The sequence below is a fragment of the Actinoplanes sp. M2I2 genome, assembly GCF_023544445.1.
GTDB lineage: Bacteria > Actinomycetota > Actinomycetes > Mycobacteriales > Micromonosporaceae > Actinoplanes.
On the sequence record NZ_JALPVJ010000028.1, the window covers coordinates 70,204 to 92,860 of the forward strand.

25 protein-coding genes are annotated in these 22,657 nt (G+C 71.9%); 9 read left to right on the forward strand and 16 right to left on the reverse strand.

The window, feature by feature from the left end; translation table 11 throughout:
- Positions 1 to 67: 67 nt before the first annotated feature.
- From HJC40_RS39260 to HJC40_RS39270, 3 genes are all read right to left on the reverse strand, one after another.
- Entirely contained in the window at positions 68 to 1,867 is a 1,800-nt protein-coding gene (locus tag HJC40_RS39260; RefSeq protein ID WP_250008672.1) for a TrkA family potassium uptake protein, read from the reverse strand.
- An 8-nt stretch (positions 1,868 to 1,875) separates the two neighbouring features.
- A complete protein-coding gene (locus tag HJC40_RS39265) occupies positions 1,876 to 2,262 on the reverse strand; it encodes a DUF6394 family protein (RefSeq protein ID WP_250008673.1) in 387 nt (128 codons plus the stop codon).
- A gap of 162 nt (positions 2,263 to 2,424) precedes the next feature.
- The gene (locus HJC40_RS39270; RefSeq protein ID WP_250008674.1) at positions 2,425 to 2,592 is read right to left on the reverse strand and encodes a hypothetical protein; all 168 of its coding nucleotides are present in this window, start codon (positions 2,590 to 2,592) and stop codon (positions 2,425 to 2,427) included.
- A gap of 124 nt (positions 2,593 to 2,716) precedes the next feature.
- Here HJC40_RS39270 and HJC40_RS39275 point away from each other — a divergent pair, with 124 nt between their 5' ends.
- Entirely contained in the window at positions 2,717 to 3,076 is a 360-nt protein-coding gene (locus HJC40_RS39275) for a VOC family protein (RefSeq protein WP_250008675.1), read from the forward strand.
- Between the two features lie 17 nt (positions 3,077 to 3,093).
- Here HJC40_RS39275 and HJC40_RS39280 read toward each other — a convergent pair whose 3' ends face one another.
- Entirely contained in the window at positions 3,094 to 3,780 is a 687-nt protein-coding gene (locus HJC40_RS39280) for a Type 1 glutamine amidotransferase-like domain-containing protein (RefSeq protein WP_250008677.1), read from the reverse strand.
- A gap of 171 nt (positions 3,781 to 3,951) precedes the next feature.
- A complete protein-coding gene (locus tag HJC40_RS39285; protein WP_250008678.1) occupies positions 3,952 to 5,391 on the reverse strand; it encodes an LVIVD repeat-containing protein in 1,440 nt (479 codons plus the stop codon).
- A gap of 173 nt (positions 5,392 to 5,564) precedes the next feature.
- Here HJC40_RS39285 and HJC40_RS39290 point away from each other — a divergent pair, with 173 nt between their 5' ends.
- Genes HJC40_RS39290 through HJC40_RS39300 form a run of 3 tightly spaced genes read left to right on the forward strand, consistent with a single transcriptional unit; the run spans position 5,565 to position 8,842 of the window.
- Positions 5,565 to 6,209: a DUF305 domain-containing protein gene (locus HJC40_RS39290; protein WP_250008679.1), complete on the forward strand. Its 645-nt coding sequence runs from the start codon at positions 5,565 to 5,567 to the stop codon at positions 6,207 to 6,209.
- 9 nt (positions 6,210 to 6,218) lie between these two features.
- Positions 6,219 to 7,331, forward strand: coding sequence for a nitronate monooxygenase family protein (locus HJC40_RS39295; protein ID WP_250008680.1), 1,113 nt, complete (start codon positions 6,219 to 6,221; stop codon positions 7,329 to 7,331).
- A complete protein-coding gene (locus tag HJC40_RS39300; RefSeq protein ID WP_250008681.1) occupies positions 7,328 to 8,842 on the forward strand; it encodes an acetyl-CoA acetyltransferase in 1,515 nt (504 codons plus the stop codon). Before HJC40_RS39295 ends, HJC40_RS39300 begins: the two co-directional genes overlap by 4 nt.
- A gap of 32 nt (positions 8,843 to 8,874) precedes the next feature.
- Here HJC40_RS39300 and HJC40_RS39305 read toward each other — a convergent pair whose 3' ends face one another.
- The 3 genes from HJC40_RS39305 to HJC40_RS39315 are packed head-to-tail and all read right to left on the reverse strand — an operon-like array spanning position 8,875 to position 11,415.
- Positions 8,875 to 9,609, reverse strand: coding sequence for an arginase family protein (locus HJC40_RS39305; RefSeq protein ID WP_250008682.1), 735 nt, complete (start codon positions 9,607 to 9,609; stop codon positions 8,875 to 8,877).
- 35 nt (positions 9,610 to 9,644) lie between these two features.
- Positions 9,645 to 10,283 (reverse strand): response regulator transcription factor, encoded by a 639-nt coding sequence (locus HJC40_RS39310; RefSeq protein WP_250008684.1) that lies wholly within the window; start codon positions 10,281 to 10,283, stop codon positions 9,645 to 9,647.
- Positions 10,276 to 11,415, reverse strand: a complete 1,140-nt coding sequence (locus tag HJC40_RS39315) for a GAF domain-containing sensor histidine kinase (RefSeq protein WP_250008685.1) — start codon at positions 11,413 to 11,415, stop codon at positions 10,276 to 10,278. The genes HJC40_RS39310 and HJC40_RS39315 overlap by 8 nt, the downstream gene beginning before the upstream one ends.
- Positions 11,416 to 11,537: 122 nt before the next feature.
- Here HJC40_RS39315 and HJC40_RS39320 point away from each other — a divergent pair, with 122 nt between their 5' ends.
- From HJC40_RS39320 to HJC40_RS39330, 3 genes are all read left to right on the forward strand, one after another.
- Positions 11,538 to 12,218 carry an SDR family oxidoreductase gene (locus tag HJC40_RS39320; RefSeq protein WP_250008686.1) on the forward strand — a complete coding sequence of 227 codons (681 nt, stop codon included), beginning with the start codon at positions 11,538 to 11,540 and terminating at the stop codon, positions 12,216 to 12,218.
- Positions 12,215 to 13,177: an S-adenosylmethionine:tRNA ribosyltransferase-isomerase gene (locus tag HJC40_RS39325; protein WP_250008687.1), complete on the forward strand. Its 963-nt coding sequence runs from the start codon at positions 12,215 to 12,217 to the stop codon at positions 13,175 to 13,177. The genes HJC40_RS39320 and HJC40_RS39325 overlap by 4 nt, the downstream gene beginning before the upstream one ends.
- 108 nt (positions 13,178 to 13,285) lie before the next feature.
- Positions 13,286 to 13,999 (forward strand): GNAT family N-acetyltransferase, encoded by a 714-nt coding sequence (locus HJC40_RS39330; RefSeq protein ID WP_250008688.1) that lies wholly within the window; start codon positions 13,286 to 13,288, stop codon positions 13,997 to 13,999.
- 30 nt (positions 14,000 to 14,029) lie between these two features.
- Here the strand turns inward: HJC40_RS39330 and HJC40_RS39335 are convergent, their stop codons facing one another.
- The 5 genes from HJC40_RS39335 to HJC40_RS39355 all read right to left on the reverse strand — a co-directional run bounded on the left by HJC40_RS39335 (position 14,030) and on the right by HJC40_RS39355 (position 17,829).
- Positions 14,030 to 14,476, reverse strand: coding sequence for a hypothetical protein (locus tag HJC40_RS39335; protein ID WP_250008689.1), 447 nt, complete (start codon positions 14,474 to 14,476; stop codon positions 14,030 to 14,032).
- 201 nt (positions 14,477 to 14,677) lie between these two features.
- Positions 14,678 to 15,436, reverse strand: coding sequence for a lipase (locus HJC40_RS39340; RefSeq protein ID WP_250008690.1), 759 nt, complete (start codon positions 15,434 to 15,436; stop codon positions 14,678 to 14,680).
- A gap of 85 nt (positions 15,437 to 15,521) precedes the next feature.
- Complete coding sequence (locus HJC40_RS39345) at positions 15,522 to 16,472, reverse strand: ABC transporter substrate-binding protein (RefSeq protein ID WP_250008693.1); 951 nt, start codon at positions 16,470 to 16,472, stop codon at positions 15,522 to 15,524.
- Between the two features lie 87 nt (positions 16,473 to 16,559).
- Positions 16,560 to 17,033 carry a hypothetical protein gene (locus tag HJC40_RS39350; RefSeq protein WP_250008694.1) on the reverse strand — a complete coding sequence of 158 codons (474 nt, stop codon included), beginning with the start codon at positions 17,031 to 17,033 and terminating at the stop codon, positions 16,560 to 16,562.
- Between the two features lie 55 nt (positions 17,034 to 17,088).
- Positions 17,089 to 17,829 carry an MBL fold metallo-hydrolase gene (locus tag HJC40_RS39355; RefSeq protein WP_250008695.1) on the reverse strand — a complete coding sequence of 247 codons (741 nt, stop codon included), beginning with the start codon at positions 17,827 to 17,829 and terminating at the stop codon, positions 17,089 to 17,091.
- A 93-nt stretch (positions 17,830 to 17,922) separates the two neighbouring features.
- Between HJC40_RS39355 and HJC40_RS39360 the strand changes: the two genes are divergently transcribed.
- The gene (locus tag HJC40_RS39360; RefSeq protein WP_250008696.1) at positions 17,923 to 18,879 is read left to right on the forward strand and encodes a TIGR03885 family FMN-dependent LLM class oxidoreductase; all 957 of its coding nucleotides are present in this window, start codon (positions 17,923 to 17,925) and stop codon (positions 18,877 to 18,879) included.
- Positions 18,880 to 18,881: 2 nt separating this feature from the next.
- On the opposite strand, the gene HJC40_RS39365 is transcribed toward HJC40_RS39360, so the two are convergent.
- On the reverse strand, positions 18,882 to 19,379 hold the full coding sequence (locus tag HJC40_RS39365; protein WP_250008697.1) for a hypothetical protein: 498 nt from the start codon (positions 19,377 to 19,379) through the stop codon (positions 18,882 to 18,884).
- A gap of 158 nt (positions 19,380 to 19,537) precedes the next feature.
- On the opposite strand from HJC40_RS39365, the gene HJC40_RS39370 reads away from it, so the two are divergent.
- Positions 19,538 to 20,338 (forward strand): class I SAM-dependent methyltransferase, encoded by an 801-nt coding sequence (locus HJC40_RS39370; RefSeq protein ID WP_250008699.1) that lies wholly within the window; start codon positions 19,538 to 19,540, stop codon positions 20,336 to 20,338.
- Here the strand turns inward: HJC40_RS39370 and HJC40_RS39375 are convergent.
- Both HJC40_RS39375 and HJC40_RS39380 read right to left on the reverse strand, forming a co-directional pair.
- On the reverse strand, positions 20,313 to 21,527 hold the full coding sequence (locus HJC40_RS39375) for an LCP family protein (protein ID WP_250008700.1): 1,215 nt from the start codon (positions 21,525 to 21,527) through the stop codon (positions 20,313 to 20,315). The two genes, HJC40_RS39370 and HJC40_RS39375, sit on opposite strands and share 26 nt — an antisense overlap.
- Positions 21,528 to 21,932: 405 nt before the next feature.
- Positions 21,933 to 22,619, reverse strand: a complete 687-nt coding sequence (locus HJC40_RS39380) for a trypsin-like serine protease (RefSeq protein WP_250008701.1) — start codon at positions 22,617 to 22,619, stop codon at positions 21,933 to 21,935.
- Positions 22,620 to 22,657 lie beyond the last annotated feature (38 nt).

The following is a 22,657-nucleotide window of genomic DNA, read 5'->3' on the forward strand; positions in this document are numbered from 1 at the left end:
CCTTGCAGCTGCACAAGGGCATCTGCACGTGCACGTGCGCTTGCACGAGCGAGTTTGTCCGATTGTCTTAGGGATCGTCCGACGAACGAACCGGTGATTCGGAGCGTTCGGCCGCTGTCGGTATCTTCCCCGTCACGCGTTGCCATACCCAGCCGGCCGGCACCTCGCGGCCGGAGAGCACATATTCGGCCACGACCCGGTTGGTCACGGTGTCGACCAAGGACCGCCGGGCGTACGGCCGGCCGACGATCAGGAGTTGGTCGTCCTCCTCCAGCCGGGTGTCGTCGGCCGGGCCCAGGACGGTCACGCCGTCGCGCATCAGCATGAGCGGCACCGCGTCGAGGCGCTGCTCACGGTCGCGGGGACTGCGCAGCAGATCACCCAGCACGACACCCGGCCGCAGCCAGGGCCGCAGACCCGGGGTTTCCCCGGCCGAGAGGGTGAGCTTCCACAAGGCACCCAGGTGGGCGCCGCAGTAGGCGCGCATCCGCTCGAGCGTGTCCGCCGCCCACTCGTCGCCCAGCTCCGGCATCTCCTGCAGGAAACGCCACAGCATCGGGGTGCTCAGCCGGGCGTAGATCTCGCGGGCGGCCATCTCGCTCGGCACCAGCAGCCAGTCGATCTCCATGGCCGCGAAGAGCGGGGCGTTCGCCGGGCGGTTCTGCCGGGCGCCGATGAACAGCGCCGGGTTGGCCGTGCGCGCGGCGGCCACCAGCGACAGGTTCGTGGCGTCGTTGTCGGTGCCGGCCACGAAGCCCGCCGCCCCGGCCAGGCCGGCCTCGGCGAGCACCGCCGGTTCGGACGCGTCCGCCTTGATCACCGTCACCCCCGGTACCGGGTCGGCGCGCGGGTCGATGACCGTGACTTCGAGGCCGTCGGCCCGCAGATCCTCGGTGAGCTTGTGCCCGAACCGCCCGAAGCCGCAGACCACCCAGCGCCCGGAGGCCGGCGGGCGACCCAGCTCGGGCATCTCCGCGCCCTCGCCGCGGATGAGCCAGGACGTCAGCAGGTACGCCGAGGGCTTGTGCAGGGCCAGCCGCAGGTGGTCGCCGTACCGGTCGAAGGGGTTGACGACCGTGGGGGAGCCGAAGGCCCGCATGCGGTGCTCGATGGCCGGGGAGACGGTGCGCGCGATGACCGGCAGGCCCGGGCGGACGAGGGCCACCGTCATGGCCACGACCAGGTTGACCTCGTCGTTGTCGGTCAGCGCGACGACGCCCTCGCAGGCCGGGTGCTCCAGGCCGGCGACGCCCAGCGTGTGCGGGTTACGGGCGTCGGCCACCAGCCCGGGGATGTCGGCGTAGTAGGGGTCGATGTCGAGGGTGTCGATGTGCTCGGGGGTCCGGTCGACGACGACGAGCCGGCGGCCCAGCGTGTCGAGCGCGTGACCCAGCAGCTGGCCGGTCTGCCCGTACCCGACGACCAGCAGGAACGGCTCGCGCATCCGCCGGATGGTGGCGGTGAAGCGGCGCAGGGCGAGGGCCTCGCGGAACGCCCGGTCGCGCAGGGTGGCGAGCAGCGAACCGATGGCGTAGGCCCAGCCGATCACCGTGAGGTAGATGGTGGCCGTGACCCACAGTCGCTGGGCGCCGGTGAACGGGTGCGGGATCTCGCCGTACCCGATGGTCGTCGCGGTGTAGCTCATGAAGTAGAAGGCGTCGAAGAACCCCATGCGGACGGGGTTGCCGTCGGCGTCCTGACCGGGGATGAGCGTGAGGCCGAAGACGCTGATCGCGAAGATGAGGATCAGCACGATGAGCGGCGCGCGCATCCGGCGCATGACGAGGAACACGGTCGGCGAGCCCTCGGCCGGGTGCGCGATCGCCGTCTGCCGGTGGAAGCGACCGCGGGGAAGCGGTCGCCTCATCGCCGGCTTCATCGCCGATGGAAGGTCGTCGTCTCGATCACCAGGAGCGCGACGGAGACCAGGTTGGCCAGCAGCGCGCCGCCGGACAGCGACACGACGCTGGCGGTGGCCTCGGGCGTCATCCCCGACGAGGAGATCTGCGTGGCGTAGACCCAGGTCAGCGTGGCCGCGATGAGCTGCAGATCGGCCACCAGGCTGGTCGCCAGATGCACGGCGCCGATCTGCGTGCGGTCGCCGAACTTGAGCACCGTCGCGATCAGGTTGACCACCACGGCGGCGAACAACTCGTACTCGTTGTGCAACGCCGCGTTCGAGATGTCGCCGATGAAGAACCCGAAGTTCAGCGTCGCGGCGAGCAGCACGAAGAAGCCGAAGATGACCTTTTCCAGACTCATACGCAGCCTCTCAGCACGGCACACACGGTAGTGCCTCGAACGGTCCCGCGCATGTCTCTCGACCGTGTTGCCACCCGGCGAGCCGCACAGCCCCGCAGAGCCGGCCGAGGGATCGGAGAAGCGTCAGGGGCCGCTCGGATGAGCGGCCCCTGACGTCGTCGTTCACTCGGGGAGCTTGACCTCGCTGTTGCCCTTCCAGTCCTGCGGCTCACCCTCGCCGCCGGCCTGGGGGTCGCGGTGGCCGAGCGCCGTCTCGCCCGGAAGCTCCTCGACGCGCTTCGCGGCGATCTCCTCGAGCTGGGTCTCGGTGTCCTTGCTCAGATCCGACATCTCGCACCTCCGTTGGCTGGTTCGCGTTGTCTGGTTCGCGCTACGCCAGGGCACTACCCGGCGAGTGCCATCTTCACCGGGCGGGGAGACCAGGCTCACGCGACGCTGCCGGTACCGTCGGCTGATGTTGCGCAAGATTGACTGCGTGCTGGTGCGGGTCGACGCGCTCGAGGCCGCCGAGGCCTTCTACGTGAGCGTCTTCGGTCTGCGGCCGATCTGGCGTGACGAGTCGGCCGTCGGCCTGGCGCTGCCCGAGACCGACGCCGAGGTCGTGCTGCACACGATGGACCTGCCACCCGGTCAGCACGTCCACTACCTCGTCGACGACGTCGCGGACGCGGTCGTGGCCGCCGAGCGCGGGGGGTGCGTGGTCCGCACCGCGCCGTTCGACGTGGCGGTCGGGAAGTGCGCGGTGATCGAGGACCCGTTCGGCAACGCGGTGTGCCTGATCGACCTCAGCAAGGGCATGCGGCCGACGCTCTGACCCCCGGCCTTGGGCGGTCAGGCGTTGAACAGTTTCCAGTCCCCTTCGGAGACGACTTCCACCGTGCCGCCGACGACTTTGAGGGCCGTCTCGTCGTCGATCGCGTAGGTCGGGACAGGCACGGTCGACGCCCATTTCTCGATGTTGGCCGACGTGGTGTCCTCCATGTCGGGGTCGTCGAGATGCGGGTACAGCGCGAAGTCGACCAGACCCAGCGCCCGCTCGGCTCCGGCCGCCATGTCGCTGCCGTCCGGCACGAACTGCAGGTCGAACTCCGCGTCGCAGTTGTAGGGGGTCACCGCGATGCTGCCGGCGCTCATCCCCACATAGACGATGTCGCTCAGCGAAGGCAGCAGGTCGGCCAGGCCCGACTTGCGCATCCAGTAGGTCAGGTACAGCACGTCGCCGCCCCACACGAGCAGCGCGTCGGCCTCCCGTACCGCGGGAAGCCAGTTCTCCTCGCGGATGGTCGGCAGCGCGGTGAGCTCCAGGACGCCCAGCGACTTCCAGCCGAGGTCGCCCATCGGGCTCGGGCCGGTCCCGCTGATCGCCTGCCACGCCTGGTCCGTGCCGCCCGGGAAGGGGTGGACGCCGGTCGGGACGATGAGGGCGCGGGACTCGGCGATCGGCTTGCCCAGCAGGTCGACGAGCGCACCGGAGATGCTCGGGTTCCGGACACCCGCGGACGTGAGAAGAAACTTCATGAAGGACCCTCTCGGCTGGGACTGTCACCACGTCGTTCGGCTGCCGTCGGCATCACTGTAGACGGGGCCGGTCGCGAGCGGCTCCCGGCAGGCCGATGCCCGTCCGGCCGGGTGGCGGGACGGGCATCGGGTGACGCGATCATCGGGATGACTCAGTCAACGGACGACTGGTCACCAGCCCAGGTAGTTGTCCTGGCTCTGGGCGTTGAAGACATCGGCCCGGAAGTACTTGGCCAGTGCCGTGCGCGCGTCCTTGAGCTCGAGCACGTCGACGCCCTTGGTGATGTCGTTCGAGTAGATGTAGCCGTTGTACCAGTACGCGGACCAGGAGCCGCCGCCGGTGAGCTGGGTCAGCGACAGCGGGCCGCGCTCCCAGTAGGCGATCTCCTTGGGCTTGCGCGAGTCGGTGAAGTCCCAGACCGAGATGCCACCGAGATACCACGCCTGCACCATGATGTCGCGGCCGGGCACCGGGATCAGCGAGCCGTTGTGGGCCACGCACACCTCGGTGTCGGCGTTGTAGCGCGGGATCTTGAAGTAGCTGCGGAACACCAGCTTGCGCTTGTCGCCCTTGCCGACGATGTCGTAGATGGCGTCGGCGCCCCGGTTGGGGCCGACCTCCGCGTTGCAGGTGGCCGCGCCGCCGCCGCCGAGCTCGTCGGTGAAGACGACCTTGGAGCCGCTGTTGTTGAACGTCGCCGAGTGCCAGAACGCGAAGTTGACCTCGTCGCGGACCGTGTTGATGACGCGCGGCTTGGCCCGGTCGGAGATGTCGAACAGCACGCCGTCACCCATGCAGGCGCCGGCCGCGAGGTTCTTGTCGGCGTACACGGTGATGTCGTGGCAGCCCGTCGTCTCGATCGCCTCGGGGTTGTCGTTGCCCGGGAAACCGCCGTCCGGGAAGACGACCGGCGTGGACACCACGGCCGCGGCCGTGGGGTTGCGCACCGGCACCTTGATGATCGAGATCTTGTCGTGCGGCAGCGCGCAGTTCGGCAGGTCGGCGCCGGCCAGGTTGTACGACGAGACGTAGATGTAGACGTTCTTCTCGCCGCGCTTGCCGGGCACCAGGGTCTGCGTGTGCGACCCGCAGTCCGTCTTGATCGACTTGAGGTACTTCGGCGTCAGCGGGTTGCTGATGTCGAAGATCTTGACGCCTTCCCAGCGCTCGCCGGGAGCGTCGGCCGTCGAGGCCGCGTTCACACAGGTGTCGTTCGTGCGCTGCGAGTCGGTGCCGAGGAACAGCAGGTTGCCGCTGACCGAGATGTCGTTCTGAGCTCCCGGGCAGAGCACCTCGGCGGCGACCGTCGGCGCCTTCGGGTTCTTGATGTCGTAGACGTAGAAGCCGTTGTAGTTGCCGCCGTAGGCATACCGGCCCTGGAACGCCCAGTCGGTGTTGGTGCCGGTCAGCGGGCCCGACTTGTCCAGGTGCGCGACCTGCTTGAGGTTCGGGCTGCTGACGATCTCGTCGATGCCCGGTATCGGGTTCTGACCGACGGGCGCCTGCGCCGCGCTGCTCCCCGGAGCTGTCAGCAGACCGGCGACCAGTGCGAAGGCACTGACGGCGGCCAAGCGCTTGAGCATCCGCCCTCGTGGGGCAGTGAGCTTCATGGGTCTCCTTCCTCGACGCACCGCGCGGCCTCCTCGACGGATCTTGCGGCGAGGTGGCGTCACACGATGCGTATCCATGTTTGTCGTTACAGTAGTGGCCGGAGCCGGTTCCGGGAACAACTTTGGATATCGATGGAGGACCCTGGGTGAGTCGGATCAGAACATCGACCCTCGTGGCTGCCGTGATCATCCTGGCCGGGGCCGTGACACTGGCGGTGGCCGCGCGGATGGGCTCGGGCGGTTCCGCGGCGGCGCCGCGCCCCAGTGTCAGCGCGACGACGCCGCATCGCGTCGTCCTGCCCGGCGGCCCGGGTGACGAGGCCGTCGTCACCGACTCCGACCAGGTCCGGGCGCCCGACGGGTCGACCTACAACGCCATCGACACCGCGTTCGTCCAGATGATGATCGTCCATCATCAACAGGCGATCGAGATGGCCGAGCTGGCCCCGGGCCGGGCCGTCAACGAGCGCCTGGCCGGCCTGGCCGAGCGGATCGCCACGGCCCAGCCGTTCGAGATCAATTTCTTCCGTACGTGGCTCAAGGAACGCCGTCTGCCGGAGACCGACCCCCAGCACGACCACGGGTCGATGCCGGGCATGCAGACGGACGCCGACCTGGCCGCCCTGGCCGCCGCCAAGGGCGCCGCGTTCGACACCCGGTTCGCCGCGATGATGACCGACCACCACCGCGGCGCCCAGCGCATGGCCGGTGACGTGCTCAAGGGCGGCAACGACGAGAAGCTGCGCGAGGTCGCCAACGAGATGGCCGTCGAACAGGGGAGCGAGATCAGCCGCCTCGCACAAGTGACTGCCGGGTAACGTGTCGGCATGCGTACGGCCTTGACCGATCTGCTCGGCGTCGAGCACCCCCTCGTCGGCTTCAACCGATCGCCCGCCGTCGTCGCCGCGGTCACCAACGCGGGCGGCTTCGGGGTGCTGGCCGCCTCGGTCTACAGCCCCGACGAGCTCGATGCCCAGCTCACCTGGATCGAGGAGCAGGTCGAGGGCCGGCCGTACGGTGTGGACCTGCTCGTGCCCGAGAAGTTCGTGCCCGGCGACCCGGCCGACCTGGTGGCCAGCATGCGCGCCCAGATCCCCGACGAGCACTTCGCGTTCGTGCGCGACCTGCTCGAGAAGTACGACATCCCGCCGGCCCCCACGGTCGACCAGCAACACGTCGCCGCCTCGCTGACCAGGCCGGGCGCGGTCGCGCTGCTGGACACCGCTTTCCGGCACCGCATCTCGCTCATCGCCAGCGCGCTCGGCACCCCACCGCCCGAGCTGGTCGCCCGGGCCAAGGAGGCCGGCGTCGGGACCGCCGCGCTGGTCGGGCAGGCCCGGCACGCCGAACGGCAGATCGCGGCGGGCGTCGACGTGCTGGTCGCGCAGGGCACCGAGGCCGGCGGTCACACCGGCACGATCGCCACGATGGTGCTCACCCCCGAGATCGTCGACATCGCCGGTGACCGGCCGGTGCTCGCCGCGGGCGGGATCGCCGACGGGCGTCAGATGGCCGCGGCGCTCGCGCTGGGCGCGGCCGGCGTGTGGTGCGGCTCGGTGTGGCTGTCGAGCGCCGAGGACGTGGCCGTGCAGGCGATCAAGAGCAAGTTCCTGGCCGCGAGCTCGGCCGACACGCTGCGCTCGCCCACCCGTACCGGAAAACCGGCCCGTCAGCTGCGGACGGCCTGGCACGACGAGTGGGCGGCGCCGGGCAGCCCCGACCCGCTGCCCCTGCCGTTGCAGCCGATGCTCGTCGACGACGCGTGGCAGCGCATCGACGCGGCGGCCGAGGCCGGGCACGAGGGCGCGCTGCGACTCGAGTCGTTCTTCGTCGGGCAGGTCGTCGGGTCGTTCCGCGACATCCGCCCGGCCGGCGAGATCACCCGCACGATGGCGGCCGACTGCGAGCGGCGCATCCGCGAGCTGGCCGGGCGTCTGTGACGGCCGATTCCCGTACGCCGGTGCTGGTCGGCGTCGGGCAGGTGTCCGAGCGGCTCGGCTCGCCGGGCTACCGGGCGCGGTCGCCGGTCGACCTGGCCGCCGACGCCGCCCGGGAGGCGCTGGCCGACGCGGGCGTGCCGGCGACGGCGATCGACACCGTGGCCGGGGTGCCGCAGTTCGAGATCTCGCTGCCCTGGGTGAAGCCGCTGCTGGGCTGCTCGGACAACTTCCCGCGGTCGGTGGCCGGGCGGCTGGGGGCGTCGCCGCGGCGCGCCGTTCTGGAGGTCGGGGGCGGTCAGGCGCCGCAACACCTCGTGAACGAGTTCGCGGCGTCGATCGCGGCCGGGCACGGCGACGTCGTGCTGCTGGCCGGGTCCGAGGCGATCTCGACGATCATGTCGCTGGCCACGGCCGAACCCCGGCCCGACTTCGGCGACAGCCCCGGCGGGTCCCTCGAGGCGCGGGGTCACGGGCTCGACGGCATCGTGTCGGCGCACCACGTCGCGCACGGGCTGTCGGACACACCGTCCCAGTACGCGCTCATCGACAACGCTCGGCGGGCCCGGCTGAAGATGTCACGGGCCGAGTACGCGGCGGCCATCGGAGAGCTGTTCGAGCCGTTCACGGCGGTCGCCGCGGCCGACCCGCACGCCGCCGCGCCGGTGTTCCGCGACGCCGCGGCACTGGTCACGCCGAGCCCGGCCAACCGGCCGATCGCCGACCCCTACACGCGATACGTGGTGGCCCGCGAGAAGGTCAACCAGGGTGCGGCCGTGCTGCTGATGTCGGCCGGGGCGGCGCGGCGTCACGGCGTACCGGAGGATCGGTGGGTCTATCTGGCCGGGCACGCCGACCTGCGCGAGCGCATTCTGCTGGAACGGCCCGACTACGGCGCCTCGCCGGCGGCGGTGGGGGCGGCGCGGCACGCGCTCGAGCTCGCCGGCATCGAAGCCTCCGCACTGAGCACCCTGGACCTCTACAGCTGTTACGCGGCGCCGGTCTTCATCGTCGCCTCCGCGCTCGGCGTCGCCCCCGACGACCCGCGCGGGCTGACGGTCACCGGCGGGCTGCCGTTCTTCGGCGGGCCGGGCAACAACTACTCGATGCACGCCATCGCCACGACCGTCGCCCGGCTGCGCTCGGCCCCCGGGACGTACGGGTTCGTGGGCGCCAACGGCGGCATCATGAGCAAGCACTCCACGGGCGTCTACACCACCGTTCCGTACGCCTTCAAGGCCTCGGAGAGCGCGCGGATCCAAGCCGGCCTGGACGCCGCGCCCGCCCCGGCCGAGGCGATCACCGCCGACGGGCCGGCCGTCATCGAGACGTACACGGTGAAGCACCGGCGCGACGGCTCGCGCGAGGGCATCGTGCTCGGGCGCCTCGAGGAGGACGGCCGCCGTTTCGTGGCCCGCGCCGGCGCCGTGCTCGACCTGCTCACCGACGGCGAGCCCATCGGCGGACGGGTGACCGTGTCAGCCACCGACAGCGGAAACGTGATCAGCGGATAGCTACCGGACGGGGCGCGAGGGGTGGGCCGGGTTCAGATGAGGCCGGCCAGGCGCGCAATCAGCCGGGCCTGAGCGGCGCCGGCGTCCGGGAACCATGTGCAGGCCACGTCGAGGGCGGCGACCCGGCCCGTGGCGACCAGCCGCTCGCACGCGGCCAGCACCTCGTCGGCCGACGGGCCGTGCGGCACCGGGAAACGCAGCCCGGGCAGATCGGCCGCGTCGATGACGTCGACGTCGACGTGCAGGACGAACGGGCCCGGCGGAACCGTCTCGGCGGACAGCTCGGGCACGGTCAGGCGGCGGATGGCCGAAGTGGACAGGTAGTCGGCCTCGGCCGGGTCGAGGTCTCGGGCGTCGGCCAGCACGGCCCGCTCCGGGGCCACCGGGCGCAACCCGATCCGGTCGGCGTACCGGTCGGGGTGGGCGCCGGTCAGCAGCCGCAACGAGAGGCCGCCGAGGTAGCCGGACGTGGTCGTCTCCAGGGTGTGCACGTCGCCGTGGGCGTCGAGCCAGACGACCGCGGGGTCGACGCCCGTGCGCTGGAGCCCGGCGACTGTCCCGCCCGCGATCAGGCAGTCGCCCGAGAAGACAAGCGGTGTGCCGGGGGCCGCGGCCACCGCGTCGGCCGTTGCGGCACACACGCGGGCCAGGCGGTCCCAGGCGTCACCGTCCAGCGGTCGGGGCTGGACGGTGACGTCGGCGCGCACGGGAACGTCGCCGTCGGGGAGTCGCTCGTTGGCGTGGAAGGGCACCAGGATCGTCGTCACGCCTCACGGTAACGCGGGGCGGTGGCGCGGACGGGTCAGCTGACGCCGGGGTCGCGGGGGACCAGGCCCGTGCGGACGGCGTACAGGGCGGCCTGCGTACGGTCGGCCAGCCCCAGCTTGAGCAGGATGCTCGACACGTGGGTCTTGACCGTCTTCTCGGCCACCACCAGGGCGCGGGCGATCTCGCGGTTGGAGCGGCCGTCGGCGATCAGGGCCAGCACGTCACGCTCGCGGGCGGTCAGCGCCGGGGTGCCGGCGGGCCCGCCCAGCAGTGTCGCCGCCACATCCGGCTCGAGCAGCAGGTGGCCGGCGTGCACCGAGCGCACGGCGGCGACCAGGGCCTGCGGGTCGACGTCCTTGGAGAGGTAGCCGCGGGCGCCGGCTCGGACGGCGGGCAGCAGGCGGGCGCGGTCGGTGAAGCTGGTGACGACCAGGACCCTTGCCGCCAGGGCCCGGCGGGCCAGCTCGCGCAGCACGGCCACGCCGTCCATGCCGGGCAGCACCATGTCGAGCAGCACCACGTCGGGCGCGGTCCGCTCGACCAGCTCGATCGCCGTGGGGCCGTCGGCGGCCTCGCCGGCCACCTCGAGGTCGCCGGCCAGCTCCAGAAAGGTGCGCAACCCCCGGCGTACGGCGGGATGGTCGTCGACGATGAGCACCCGGATCTCAGCCACCGGGCACCTCGAGACACACCACCGTGCCGCCGCCCGGCGACGACGTGAACGTGGCCCGGCCCCGCACCGAGCAGGCCCGGTCGCGCATCGACCGCAAGCCCAGGCTGCGCCCGGCCTGCAGGGTGGCGGCGACGTCGAACCCGGCGCCGTCGTCGGACACCTCCAGGCGTACGCCGGCCGAACCGAGACGGGTCAGCCGGACCTGGATCTCACGGGCGGCGGCGTGGCGGACGGCGTTGTGCAGGGACTCCTGGGCGACCCGCAACACGACGGCCTGCTGACCGGCCGGCAGCACCGGCGGGTCGTCCTCGGTGTACGACAGCCGGGGTCCGCCGGCGCCCGAGGCCCGATCGAGAATCCGCACCTGCTTGCGCAGCACGTCGGGCAGGCCGTCCTCGTCGAGCCGGGCCGGCCGCAGCTCGAGCACGGCCGCGTGCAGCTCCTCGGTGGCCTCGCGGGCCAGCGTCATGACCTCGGCCAGCCGGGCCCGGGCGGCGGCCGGATCGCGGTCGATCAGCAGGTCGGCCGCCTCCGCGGTCAGCCGCAGCCCGAACAGCCGCTGCGCCACCGCGTCGTGCAGGTCGTGGGCGATCCGGGCGCGTTCCTCGGCGATCGTGAGCTCGCGGCTGCGGGCGTAGAGCCGGGCGTGGGTCAGCGCGATCGCCGCGTGCGCGGCCAGGACCCGGACGAGTTCCTCGTCGTGCCCGGTGAAGCCGCCCGGCTTGTTGGCCAGGTAGAGCGCGCCCAGGATCTCGTCCCCGCTGACGACCGGCACGCCCAGGAACGCCCGGAGAACGGGGTGGGCGGCCGGCCACCAGCCGAAGCGCGGGTCGGCCCGGATGTCGTCGAGGCGCTGGGTGGCCGGCTCGCGCAGCATCACGGCGAGGAAACCGTGCTGGCGGGGGAGCGGGCCGATCGCCTCCCGCTGGGCGGCCGAGACCCCGCTCACCAGGAACTGCGCGAAGGAGCCGCTGTCGTCGGGCACGCCCAGCGCCGCGTACTCGGCCGAGGCCAGTTCGCGGGCGGTATCGACGATCGTCTGCAGCACCTCGGGCACCGTGAGCTGGTCGCTGACCGCCAGCACCGCCGCGGACAGGCGGCGCGCCGTGCTCAGGTCGTCGGCGGCGGTCACCGGCTCACGATAACCGCGCCCGGGGGTCCGCGCCCTGGGCCGATGGTCCTAGGACCAAGGTCCGGCGGGAAAGGCGACCACCGCCCGAGGCCGCGGGCCGCCGCGACGAGCAGGGTCGGGGCATGACGAACACAGCTGTGATCACCGGCGCCTCGCAGGGGCTGGGCGCCGCCCTGGCCCGCGCGCTGGCCCGCACCGGATGGACGCTGGTCCTCGATGCCCGTACGGGAAAGGACCTGGAGGTGGTGGCCGAAGAGATCGGCCGGCTCACCACCGTGGTGGCGATCGCCGGCGACGTGGTGGACGACGACCACCGCGCCGAGCTGGCCGAGGCGGCGTCCACGCTGGGCGGGGCCGACCTGCTGGTCAACAACGCGTCGACGCTGGGCGGTAGCCCGCCACCGGCGCTGGCCGGCTTCCCGTTGCCCGCGCTGCTCGAGACGTTCGAGGTCAACGTGCTCGCCCCGATCGCGCTGATCCAGCTCGTGCTGCCGCAGTTGCGCCGGTCAGCGGCGGGGGCGGTGCTCAACCTCAGCTCCGACGCGGCCGTCGAAGCGTACGAGGGCTGGGGTGGATACGGCGCTGCGAAGGCCGCGCTCGATCACGCCGGCGCGGTGCTGGCCAAGGAGGAGCCGGACGTGCGGGTGTGGTCGGTGGATCCGGGTGACCTGCGCACCCGGCTGCAGCAGCAGGCGTTCCCGGGGGAGGACATCTCGGACCGGCCGCTGCCGTCGGCCGTCGTGCCGTACTTCGAGAAGCTGCTCGAGGAACGGCCGGCCTCGGGAAGGTACGTCGCCCGATGACCGTCGTGGACTTCGAGCTGCCCGAGGGGCTGCAGGCCCGCGAACCCGTCGAGGCGCGGGGCCTGAGCCGCGACGGCGTCCGGCTGATGGTGAGCCGGGGGATCGCGGTGAGTCACCACCGGTTCACCGAGCTGCCACGCCTGCTCGACCCGGGCGACCTGCTCGTGGTCAACAACTCGGCGACGCTGCCGTCCGCGCTGGACGCCTCGGGGGTACGGGTGCACGTCTCGACCGAACAGGCCGACGGGACCTGGCTGGTCGAGGTGCGCGACGCACCGGCGCGGGCCGGGCTGCGGCTGGAGGTGCCCGGTGGCGCGCTGACGCTGGTGCGGCCGTACACCGCGCGGCTGTGGGTGGCGACGGCCGACGTGGGCGCGGGCCGGGCCGACTACCTGAGGCGGCACGGGTGGCCGATCCGCTACAGCTACACCGACCAGGACTGGCCGCTGCACGTCTATCAGAACGCCTACGCCACCGAGCCGGGCAGCGCCGAGATGCCCAGCGCGGGCCGGCCGCTGACCGGGCGGGTGCTGGCCGAGCTGGCCGGGCGGGGGGTGCTGGTCGCGCCGGTCACCCTGCACACCGGGGTGGCGTCGGCCGAGGTGGAGGAGCCGCCCTATCCGGAGTGGTTCCGGGTGCCGGCGTCGACGGCGCGGCTGATCGAGCACGTGCGGGGCGAGGGGAGGCGGGTGGTCGCGGTGGGGACGACAGTGGTGCGGGCGCTGGAGTCGGCGCTCACCGGGGCCGGCTCGGGGTGGACTTCGCTGGTCATCGAGCCGGATCACGTCGTACGGGCGGTGGACGGCTTGCTGACCGGGCTGCACGAGCCGCGGGCGTCACACCTCAAGATGCTCACTGCGGTGGCGGGGGAGGAGGCGTTGCGGGCGGCCTATGCGGAGGCGCTGCGCGAGCGGTACCGCTGGCACGAATTCGGCGACGTGCACCTGCTGCTGCCGTGATCGTGGGCGGAGGCAGGCAGCCGCGGGGGCCCCGGCGACGTCCGGGGCCCGTATGCGCCCGATCACAATCGCTGCGCGCGCGGCGCCGGGCCGCGATAGAAAGACGCCATGACCACCCTGGACCAGGACGTGCTGGACAATCCCGCCTGGGCGGCCCTGACCCACGGGCAGCGGCCCTTCGCCGACGTACGCGGCCGGGCCGCCCGCTACCGGCCCGAGGTGTCGCCGTTCGCCGCCGTCGCCGACCAGGACGACCCGGCGGCGTGGGCCGATCTGGCCGAGCTGGCCGGGCCCGGCGCCGAGGTGCTGATGCCCGCCGCCCCGGACGGGACGCCGCCCGGCTGGGAACGCGCCGGCGGCGGCCTCGGGGTGCAGCTCACCGGCGAGGACCTGGCGGTCGCGCCCGACCCGGAGGCGGTGGTCCTGACCGAGGCCGACGGGCCCGAGATGCTGGACCTGGTGGCCCGCACCCGGCCCGGGCCGTTCGGGCCGCGGACCCAGGAGCTCGGCACCTATCTGGGGATCCGGCGCGGTGGCGCGCTGGTCGCGATGGCCGGGGAACGGATGCGCCCGCCGGGCTGGGCCGAGCTCAGCGCCGTCTGCACCGATCCGGCCTTCCGGGGCCAGGGTCTGGCCGCCCGGTTGGTCCGGGCGGTGGGGGCGGCCGTCCGCGACCGGGGCGACACGCCGTTCCTGCACGCGGCCGGGAGCAACACCGGGGCGATCCGGCTGTACCTGGCGATGGGCTTCCGGCACCGCCGCGACATCAATTTCCATGCCTACCGCAGGACCGTGCCGGCTCCGAACAGCCGCGCCCACTGACGACGCGGGCGCGGCTGTGGGAAAACTCGATCAGGCGGCGTACTTCTCCACCAGCGTGCCGAGGGCCGGCAGGGCGGCCTCGATGTGCTTGGCGGCGCCCCCGCGGACGGTCTTGTAGGCCTTGACGACGACGGCCTTCTCGGACGCGTTGGCCATGTCGTCGGTGACCAGCAGCAGGGCCGGGGTGACCTCGTCCTGGCGCTTGACCAGGTAGTCACCGAAGGTGCCGCCGCCGGCGACCTGGAAGTCGGCCCAGAACGGCTGCAGCTGCTCCAGCATCGAGGGGACCATGATGTTGAGGGTCTCGACGTAGTAGCCCGGGGCGAACGAGGTGACCGCCTTGTAGGCGAGCTTGACCGCGCCGGCCGAGATGCCCGACTTGCTGGCCAGCTCGGACTCGACAAGCGCCTGGGCGTCCTTGACCAAGGCCTCCTTGGTGGCCGGGTTGTCGGAAAGCTCAAGAAGGTTGGAAACCATGGGTGTGCGCGCTCCTGTTCACGGGACAACGGCGAGCAGATTACTCAATGCAGAAACACTTTCAACTCCTGCCTCATCGCTGCCGCCAGATGCCCCCCGCCCGCTATGATCTTCCGCCTGAACGGCCGCCCGGATCACCCGATCGGCCGGGGCGCGGGGGGCGCGCCGGAAGCGTGCGTCTGCTAGTGAAGCCCGTGGTCGTCAGACGGCCGGGCACGTGCCGGGCGGGGTGAGCGGGCCGGTGCCGAGGGCGTCGAGCACCAGGGCGGTGACGTACGGGTCGGCCGGCAGCTCGCTGTGCGAGGTGCGCGCGGCGGGGCAGAGGCTCTGCAGCGACAGGTTGACCGCCCCGTCCAGGCGGGCCGAGTCGGGCGGCTGGACGGTCTCGTCGTGCTCGGTCCAGATCGACAGCCAGGGCAGGCGCGCCGGCAGCGGGTCGTCGATGCTGTCCAGCAGGTCGCTGCCGGGCGCCAGGTCCTGACAGGCCGGCGGGCACTGGTCGCGGGCGAACCGGGCGCCCAGCCCGGCCAGCCGGGTCCCGTGCAGCGGCGAGCCCAGCGAGACCACGCGACGGGCCACCTCGGCGCCGTCGTGGCGGTCGATCCACAGCCGGGTCACGACCCCGCCCGCCGAATAGCCGACCACGTCGACCGAGGGCGTGCCGGCGCGCAGGGCGTCCCGGACGGCCGCGTCGAGGACACCGGCCTGCTCCTCGAGCTCGCCGGTGCCGTCGCCGGGCAGCGTGAGCACGGTCGCCGTGCGTCCCTCGGCCCGCAGGCGCTCGGCCAGGCGGGACAGCGCGGTGCGGTTGCCGCCGTAGCCGGGCACCAGGAGCACCGTCCCGGGGCGGGACTGGTCGGGCCGCGGGCCGTCGTCGCCGCTGTCGAGCAGCCGTACGCCGACGAGCGTCAGCAGCACGACCGCCAGGACACCGGCCGCGACCGGCAGAACAAACCGCACCGCCTCATCATGCGGCAGCCGGACGCCGCGGATCAGCCGAACGCGTTCCCCGGCCGGACGATCCGCCGGCGTGCGGTGACGGCGATCAGGGCAGCAGCTGGTCAAGGGTCGGCGGCTTGGCGAAGATGCCGTCCTGCTCGCCCAGCGTGGCCACCCGCTCCAGCGACGGCCGGTTGATGTCGACGGGCCAGCTGGGCAGGATCATCGAGATCCGCACGGTGTCGTTGATCGGTGTGTACGTGCCGACCACGTCGCGTACCTCCTCGGGGTGACCCGCGGCGTAGCGCATCGACTCCTTGATGGCCGCGGTGAAGTCGGCGACCAGCTTGGGCTTCGCGGTCATCGTTCCCTGACTGGTGAAGTACAACGCCACGGTCAGGTCGGGCGCGGTGTCCACATAGTTCGACGCCACGATCTGGCCGCCCTGGGTGAGCACCGCGCTCAGCGCCGGCTCGACCACCCACGCCGCGTCCACCTTGCCGGCCTGCAGCGCGCCCGGCATGTCGGGGAACGGCATCGCCTGGAACCGCAGGTTGTCCGCGTTGCCGCCGGCCCGGCGCACCGACTGCCGCACGGTGGTGTCGCCCAGGTTCTTCAGCGTGTTCACGGCGATCCGTTTGCCGGTCAGGTCGCGGGCCGAGCGGACCGGGCTGGCCCCGGTCACCACGATGGCCGAGAAGTCCCGCCCGGCCCGGCCGTTGGAGGCCACGCCGCTGGCCACGGCCTTGAGCGGAGCGCCGCCCGCCTGCGCGGCCATCAGCGAGGTCACGTTGCTGAAGCCGAACTGGTACTTGCCGCCGAGCACCCCCTCGACGATGGGCGCGCCGCCCTGCTCGGGGGTGAGCGACAGGTCGATGCCCCGCCGCGAGAAGAAGCCCTTGCGCTGACCGAGGTAGATCGGCGCCACGTCGATGATCGGGATGACGCCGACGCTGACCTTCGTGCCGCTGGGCGCCTCGGCCGCGTCGTCGTCGGAGCAGGCGGCCCCGGTGAGGAGCACGGCGACGGCGATGGCAGCGGCGAGCGTCCGGCGCATGGGGTGCCCTTTCGGATACGCGGCGCGACTGCGCCGGGCGCAATTTACCCGATCAAGGGCACCGGAGGCTCGGCCGGAAAGGGAAAACTAAAGATCCGCCCGGGCGTCCCGCAGGTCTTCGATCGTGCGGTGCACGTTCTCGGGTGAGGACGCGCCCGCCGCGTAGCGGTCCACTTCGGTCTCGGCGGCGGCGAGCCGGTCCCGTACGCCCGTCCGGTCGGACGCGGCCGAGCCGGGCAGGCTGACCCGCAGCCGCCAGCCGGAGAGCTCCAGCTTCGAGGTGTGCACCAGCAGCCGGCCCTCGGCGGCCGGCAGATCGGCGGCGTGGGCGAGCTCGCGGTCGAGCTCGTCGAGGCCGCGGTCGAGCCCGGCCACGTAGGCGGCCCACTCCTGGTCGCCGGCCCGGCTGCCGGCGTGGGCGTGCTCGAGCCCCGCGCGCAGGCGGTCGAAGGAGCCGCGGATCGCCTCGGCGTAGCCGGCGTGCCGCTCGGCGGCAGCGTCCTCGGCGCCCGACAGCCGGTGGTGGAGGTCGGAGACCCGGTCCTCGTTCTGTGTCGTCACCGGCCGACCTTACGATCTTTCCCGCTCGGCCGGGCGACCAGCAGATGAACAGAGCTCAGCTCGCCCCGGCGGCCAGCTTCCGCAGGGCGTCGGCGGCGCCGGAGGTGAGCGGGTCGCCGTGGCCGGGCAGGATCGTCCGGACGTCGAGGGCGGCGAGCTTCTTGAGCGAGGCGGCCGCCGTCGTCATGTCCTCGCTGTACTGCGGGTTGGGACCGACGAGGCCGCCGGGGCCGGTGCCGAGCGCGTCACCGGCGACCAGGGTGCGGGTCACCGGGTCGTAGATGGCGATGTGCCCGGCGGTGTGCCCGGGTGTGCCGATCACCTGCAGGCCGAAGACCTCGTCGCCGTCCTTGAGCGGGGTCAGCGGCTGAGCCGACTGGACCGAGCTGACGTCGGCCTCGCCGGTGTAGAACTTCGCGTTCGCCGCCTGCGGCTGCACGCCGCCGAGACCGCCGGCGTGATCGTCGTGCTTGTGGGTCATCACCACGTGCCGTACGGCCGAGAAGCCGCTGCCCGCCGCGGTGAGCCCCTTGCCGATGGCGTCGGCCGAGCCGTCCACGCCCAGGTCGACGATCGCCGCCTCGGAGCCGCGGATCAACAGGTACGCCGACACGAAGGAGAGGTTGACCCGCTCCCACTTCCCGGGCGCGGCCGCGCTCGCCGGGCCGGTGCTCGGGGGCGCCGCACCCGTCGACGCCTGGCTCGCCGGCGTCTCGTCGGCCGAGCACGCGGACAGCACGGTCACACCCAGCACGCCGGATCCGGCGGTGAACAGAAGTCTTCGGCTGATCCCCATGGGGTGATGCTGTGCCGCACAGCCGGTGATCGCCAGCGGTACGCGTCGTTCGTGTCCGATTCTTAGCCGGGCAACCTGGGTAAGAGGGCTGCCATGACGGAGTACGGAATCCACGCCTCGCACGAACAGATCCCGCCCGCCGAATTGCTCGCCGCCGTGGTGGCCGCGGAACGCGCCGGCTTCGACGCGGCGATGTGCTCCGATCACTTCTCGCCGTGGAGCCGGCGCCAGGGCCAGTCGGCCTTCGCCTGGTCGTGGCTCGGGGCCGCGCTGCAGGCCACCAACCTGTCGTTCGGGGTGGTGAACGCGCCCGGTCAGCGGTACCACCCCGCGATCATCGCGCAGGCCATCGGCACGCTCGGCGCGATGTACCCGGGACGGTTCTGGGCCGCCCTGGGCAGCGGCGAGTACAGCAACGAGCACATCACCGGCGAGCCGTGGCCCCGCAAAGAGGTGCGCGAGGCTCGCCTGCTGGAGTGCGTCGGCGTCATCCGCGACATGCTGGCCGGCGAGGAGGTCACCCGCGACGGTCTGGTCACGGTCGACCGGGCGCGGCTGTGGACCCGGCCCGAGACGCCGCCGGCCCTGATCGGCGCCGCGGTGACCACGAAGACCGCCAAGTGGTGCGCCGGCTGGGCCGACGGCCTGGTCACGGTGAACGCCCCCGACGAGCACCTGCGGTCGATGATCTCCGAGTACCGCGGCGCCGGCGGCCGCGGCCCGATCTGCCTGCAGGTGCACCTGAGCTGGGCGCCGACCCAGCAGGAGGCCGAGACGATCGCGCACGACCAGTGGCGCAGCAACATCTTCGCCCCGCCGGTGTGCTGGGACCTCGAGACCGTCGACCACTTCGACGTCGTCGGCGAGAACGTCACGGTCGAGCAGGTCGGCAAGGTCGTCAACATCTCGGCCGACCTCGAGGAGCACATCGACAAGCTGCGGGGCTACGCCGCCCTCGGCTTCGACCGGATCTATCTGCACCACGTCGGGCAGGACCTGATGCCGTTCATCGACGCCTTCGGGGCCAAGGTCCTGCCGGCCCTGCGGTAGCCCTAAGTCTGGCTGCAGTCCGTCCGGAACTGGTAGGTCGTCGCGTTGGTCTTGGTGCCGCCGAGGTAGTCGATCCGCATGCCCGTGGCCGAGCCGTCCAGCGTCCCGCTGCGGCTCACCACGAGCAGCAGGTTGGCCTCCTCGCCGGCCCGGACCGTGGCGTTCTCGGCCGGCACCCGGGAGTCCCACGTCACGTTGGCGGCCGGCGGGTAGTTGGTGTTGCCGATCGGCGTGCGCCCGCTGCCCAGCGGGACGATGAAGGCCTTGCCCGCCTTGACGCCCTGGGCGCCGTCCAGCCCGATCTTCTGCACGACGAGGTCGGCGTCGCCCGGGGCGCGCATCACCGCGCCGATCACCATGGACGCCCCCTCGGGCACGCGCACGCACTGCGACATCGGCTCACCGCCGAAAACGAGGTCGTCGCCGCCGTCCGATCCACAGGCGGCCACAGCGACCGCCAGCACAACACCGAGTGTGGCCAGGCCACTGCGCCGAATCATGGATGGGGACCGTACCGACCCATTGTTACGTGTTGATCTCGGTGCGTAATGAGTTTTTCCTGGTCATAATGGCCACGGATTCCGTCGTGGACAGACCTTCCGGGTGCCGTTTTCGGAGATCCCACCGACCGGTCTGGTCAGGGATTGCCGAGCGGGCAATGATGATCGTCGTGGTCTGGCGCAAGTACCTGTTGATCCCCCGGCTCACCCTCGCCGCGCTCGGTGCCCCCCGCTCGCAGTCGCGGGCCTGGGAGCGTTACTGGGGCAGCGTCACGCGTACCGGGCCGGGTGGTGACGTGCTCTGGGAGGCCGACGAGCCGGCCGAGACGGAACTTCTGGCCGCCACGCTGCGGCGGCACGCCGACCCCAGCCTGCCGATGGTCGACCTGGGGTGCGGGTCCGGGCGTCAGGCGTACGCGTTGACGGGCTTCGCCTCGCGCGTCGTGGGCATCGACGGGTCGGCCACCGCGATCGCCCGGGCCGCCGCCGCGTTCGGTGACGTGACGTTCCGGGTCGCCGACCTCGCCTCGCCCGGCCTGGGGGAGCGGTTGCACGACGAGCTCGGCGACTCCAACGTGCACATCCGCGGCGTCCTGCACGTACTGGACGACGCCTCCCGGCGCACCGTGGCGGCCACCGTCGCGGCGCTGCTGGGCGAGACCGGGGCGCTGTATCTGAGCGAGACCAACCACACCGGCGACCCGCTCGACTATCTGCTGGACCAGGGCGCCCGGCCGACCCGGCTGCCGCCGCTGGTGCACCGGCTGATCAGCGCGGGGGTGCGGGCGCCGCGGCGCTTCGGGCCGGAGGAGGTGGCCGAGTGCTTCCCCGGCGACGCCTGGCAGCTGGTCGAACAGGGCGCCACCGAGGTCTACGGGGTGCCGCTGGAGCCGGGTGGCCCGGTCCAGCGGATTCCCGCGTGGTACGCCGTCGTCAGGACGCGGCCGCGCCGTCGGTGATCACGTTCTCGGGGTGACGCAGCAGGAACTCGGGCAGCTTGTCGGCCGAGGTGGCCTCGAACAGGCGCCGGGTGTCGTCGGTGATGCCCTCGCCGCCCTCGCCGCCGGCGAACGTGCCGCCGTTGGTCTTGATCGGGATCAGGTCGCCCGCGGCCAGGCCCTTGAGGCCGAAGATGAAGTTGTCGACCTTCACGCCGTGCGTGTCCATCTTCAGCGACTTGCCCGCGGCGGCCAGGATCTTCGAAACCTTCGTCGGGTTGCCCATGATGCCGGCGCTGCTGGCCTTCTTGGCCATCGCGCGCAGCAGCTGCTGCTGGTGACGCTGCCGGTCGTAGTCGCCGTTGTCCGAGTGCCGCAGCCGGGAGAACTCGAGGGCCTCCCACGGCTGCATCTCGCGGCAGCCCTTCTTGAAGACCAGGGCGTTGCGCGGCTTCGACGTCGGGTCGGCGCCGTGGGCGTACTCGACCTTGCCGTTCTTGACCAGGTAGTGGCTGGACCACATCTCTTTGTCGACGCAGAGACGCACGCCGCCCATCGCCTCGAGGATGCCCTTGAAGCCGTTGAAGTCGATGACCATGACGCCGTCGAACTCGATGCCGGTCAGCTTGTTGACCGCCTTGGTGGCCAGCTTGGCGCCGCCCTGCCAGCCCCGGCCCCCCTGCGACCCGAAGAGGTAGGCCGCGTTGATCTTGGTGCGCTGGCTGCGGACGCCCATCGACTCGTCGGCCGGGATCTCCGCGACCGTGTCCCGGGGGATCGAGATCATGTACGCCTTGTCGTGCGAGGCGGTGATGTGCAGGATCAGGATCGTGTCCGACCGGGACTCGCCCTCGCCCCATCCGGTACGGGTGTCGAGCCCCAGCAGCAGCATGTTCATCGCGCCCTTGGGCAGCTCGCCCGCCTTGGCGCCGCTGTTGCCCAGCCCGCCGGAGGAGTCGAGCACCGACGAGGTCGTCTGGATGTTCGAGGTCAGCTGGCCCAGGAAGTATTTGACGGTCACGATGCCGCCGACGCCGACGAGCGCCATCACGACGCCGAACACGGTGACGATTTTCGCCCAGAGCGGGGCGCGGCGCTTGGACTTCTTTCCGTACTGGCCGCCGTTGTTGCCGGCTCCGCCGCCGCTCTGCGCATTGCGCTGGCCCGGGCGGACGTTGCGATCGCCTCTCGTGGCGGTCCCAGCCGGCATAGGTGTTAGCTCCCTCGTCTGATGCGGGCGTGCGGCACACCCCGGGAGGGGAGTCACCGCCCGCACCGGGCTCAACGCCGTCAGAACAGATATATGGTCACGATCTATTAGTCAACCCCGCTGAACAATGGGTTACGCCGCCATGACAAGGAGCATGCGAAAAGCCGTTTTTCGGTACGCTGGGTAACGATCCGACCGCGTCGAGCCTCCATTGAATTATCCGGCCGCTGTTTAATGCGCGCCCACCCCGCTGTCCGTTTCGAGCGCTTTCTGATCTCTAACTCATCGCGCGCTCACCCTTTCTGGGAATTGCCTGAACACCATTTCCCGGGTTACCGCCGGGCCGCCGCAAAAAAGATCCGGAACCGGCCCCTCAGGGGCCGGCTCCGGACGAGGTGGGAGGGGTCAGATGCCCGCCACCGAGGTGATCCAGGCGCGGTTGTAGGCCACGCTGCCGTAGTACTGCCGGCTCGTGCCGTCGGCCGTCGAGGCCACGCCCACCTGCGCGCCGTTGTAGACCTGGGGGCCGCCGGAGTCGCCGCGCCACGCGTTGCCGTTGATCCGGGTGCTGCCGATCGCCCGGCCGCCGTACGCGTCGGTCTGGTTGGTCGAGGTGACCTGGACGGTGGCGGTCTTCAGCGTCGTGGAGGCGCTGCAGCCGCTGTAGCAGGTCATGCCCCAGCCGTAGATGGAGTTCGTCGACCCGACCGGCGGGTACGCGCTCGACAGCGGCATGTACGACGTGGTGATCGGCGAGCTGAGCCGCATGAGGGCCAGGTCGGACCGGGTCGACGTGCTGCTCACCGTGCGGGTCGTGCCGCCGGACGTACGGTTCACGCTGCCCACCCGCACCGACATGGTGCCCGAGATGCAGTGCCGGGCGGTCAGCACGTAGGTGGCCGAGATGATCGTGCCCGAGCAGGTGAAGCTGCCGTTGCTGAGCACGGCGGCGGCCCACGGCGCGGACGAGACCGTGCCGCCGCCGATGATGCCGGCGCCGGGGTCGTCGACGGCCGCGGAGGCGGCCGAGGGGGCGGCCAGGGCACCGGTCAGGACGGTGGCAAGCGAAGCGACGACGATGCGGATGCGCACGCCGGACTCCTTTCGGGGGGACGTCGACGCGCCCGGAG

Bases quoted from the DNA above. Each gene is read 5' to 3' on its own strand.
- HJC40_RS39260 (WP_250008672.1), bottom strand. From the start codon at position 1,867: ATGAGGCGACCGCTTCCCCGCGGTCGCTTCCACCGGCAGACGGCGATC.
- HJC40_RS39265 (WP_250008673.1), bottom strand. From the start codon at position 2,262: ATGAGTCTGGAAAAGGTCATCTTCGGCTTCTTCGTGCTGCTCGCCGCG.
- HJC40_RS39270 (WP_250008674.1), bottom strand. From the start codon at position 2,592: ATGTCGGATCTGAGCAAGGACACCGAGACCCAGCTCGAGGAGATCGCC.
- HJC40_RS39275 (WP_250008675.1), top strand. From the start codon at position 2,717: ATGTTGCGCAAGATTGACTGCGTGCTGGTGCGGGTCGACGCGCTCGAG.
- HJC40_RS39280 (WP_250008677.1), bottom strand. From the start codon at position 3,780: ATGAAGTTTCTTCTCACGTCCGCGGGTGTCCGGAACCCGAGCATCTCC.
- HJC40_RS39285 (WP_250008678.1), bottom strand. From the start codon at position 5,391: ATGAAGCTCACTGCCCCACGAGGGCGGATGCTCAAGCGCTTGGCCGCC.
- HJC40_RS39295 (WP_250008680.1), top strand. From the start codon at position 6,219: ATGCGTACGGCCTTGACCGATCTGCTCGGCGTCGAGCACCCCCTCGTC.
- HJC40_RS39320 (WP_250008686.1), top strand. From the start codon at position 11,538: ATGACGAACACAGCTGTGATCACCGGCGCCTCGCAGGGGCTGGGCGCC.
- HJC40_RS39325 (WP_250008687.1), top strand. From the start codon at position 12,215: ATGACCGTCGTGGACTTCGAGCTGCCCGAGGGGCTGCAGGCCCGCGAA.
- HJC40_RS39330 (WP_250008688.1), top strand. From the start codon at position 13,286: ATGACCACCCTGGACCAGGACGTGCTGGACAATCCCGCCTGGGCGGCC.
- HJC40_RS39335 (WP_250008689.1), bottom strand. From the start codon at position 14,476: ATGGTTTCCAACCTTCTTGAGCTTTCCGACAACCCGGCCACCAAGGAG.
- HJC40_RS39345 (WP_250008693.1), bottom strand. From the start codon at position 16,472: ATGCGCCGGACGCTCGCCGCTGCCATCGCCGTCGCCGTGCTCCTCACC.
- HJC40_RS39355 (WP_250008695.1), bottom strand. From the start codon at position 17,829: ATGGGGATCAGCCGAAGACTTCTGTTCACCGCCGGATCCGGCGTGCTG.
- HJC40_RS39360 (WP_250008696.1), top strand. From the start codon at position 17,923: ATGACGGAGTACGGAATCCACGCCTCGCACGAACAGATCCCGCCCGCC.
- HJC40_RS39365 (WP_250008697.1), bottom strand. From the start codon at position 19,379: ATGATTCGGCGCAGTGGCCTGGCCACACTCGGTGTTGTGCTGGCGGTC.
- HJC40_RS39370 (WP_250008699.1), top strand. From the start codon at position 19,538: ATGATGATCGTCGTGGTCTGGCGCAAGTACCTGTTGATCCCCCGGCTC.
- HJC40_RS39375 (WP_250008700.1), bottom strand. From the start codon at position 21,527: ATGCCGGCTGGGACCGCCACGAGAGGCGATCGCAACGTCCGCCCGGGC.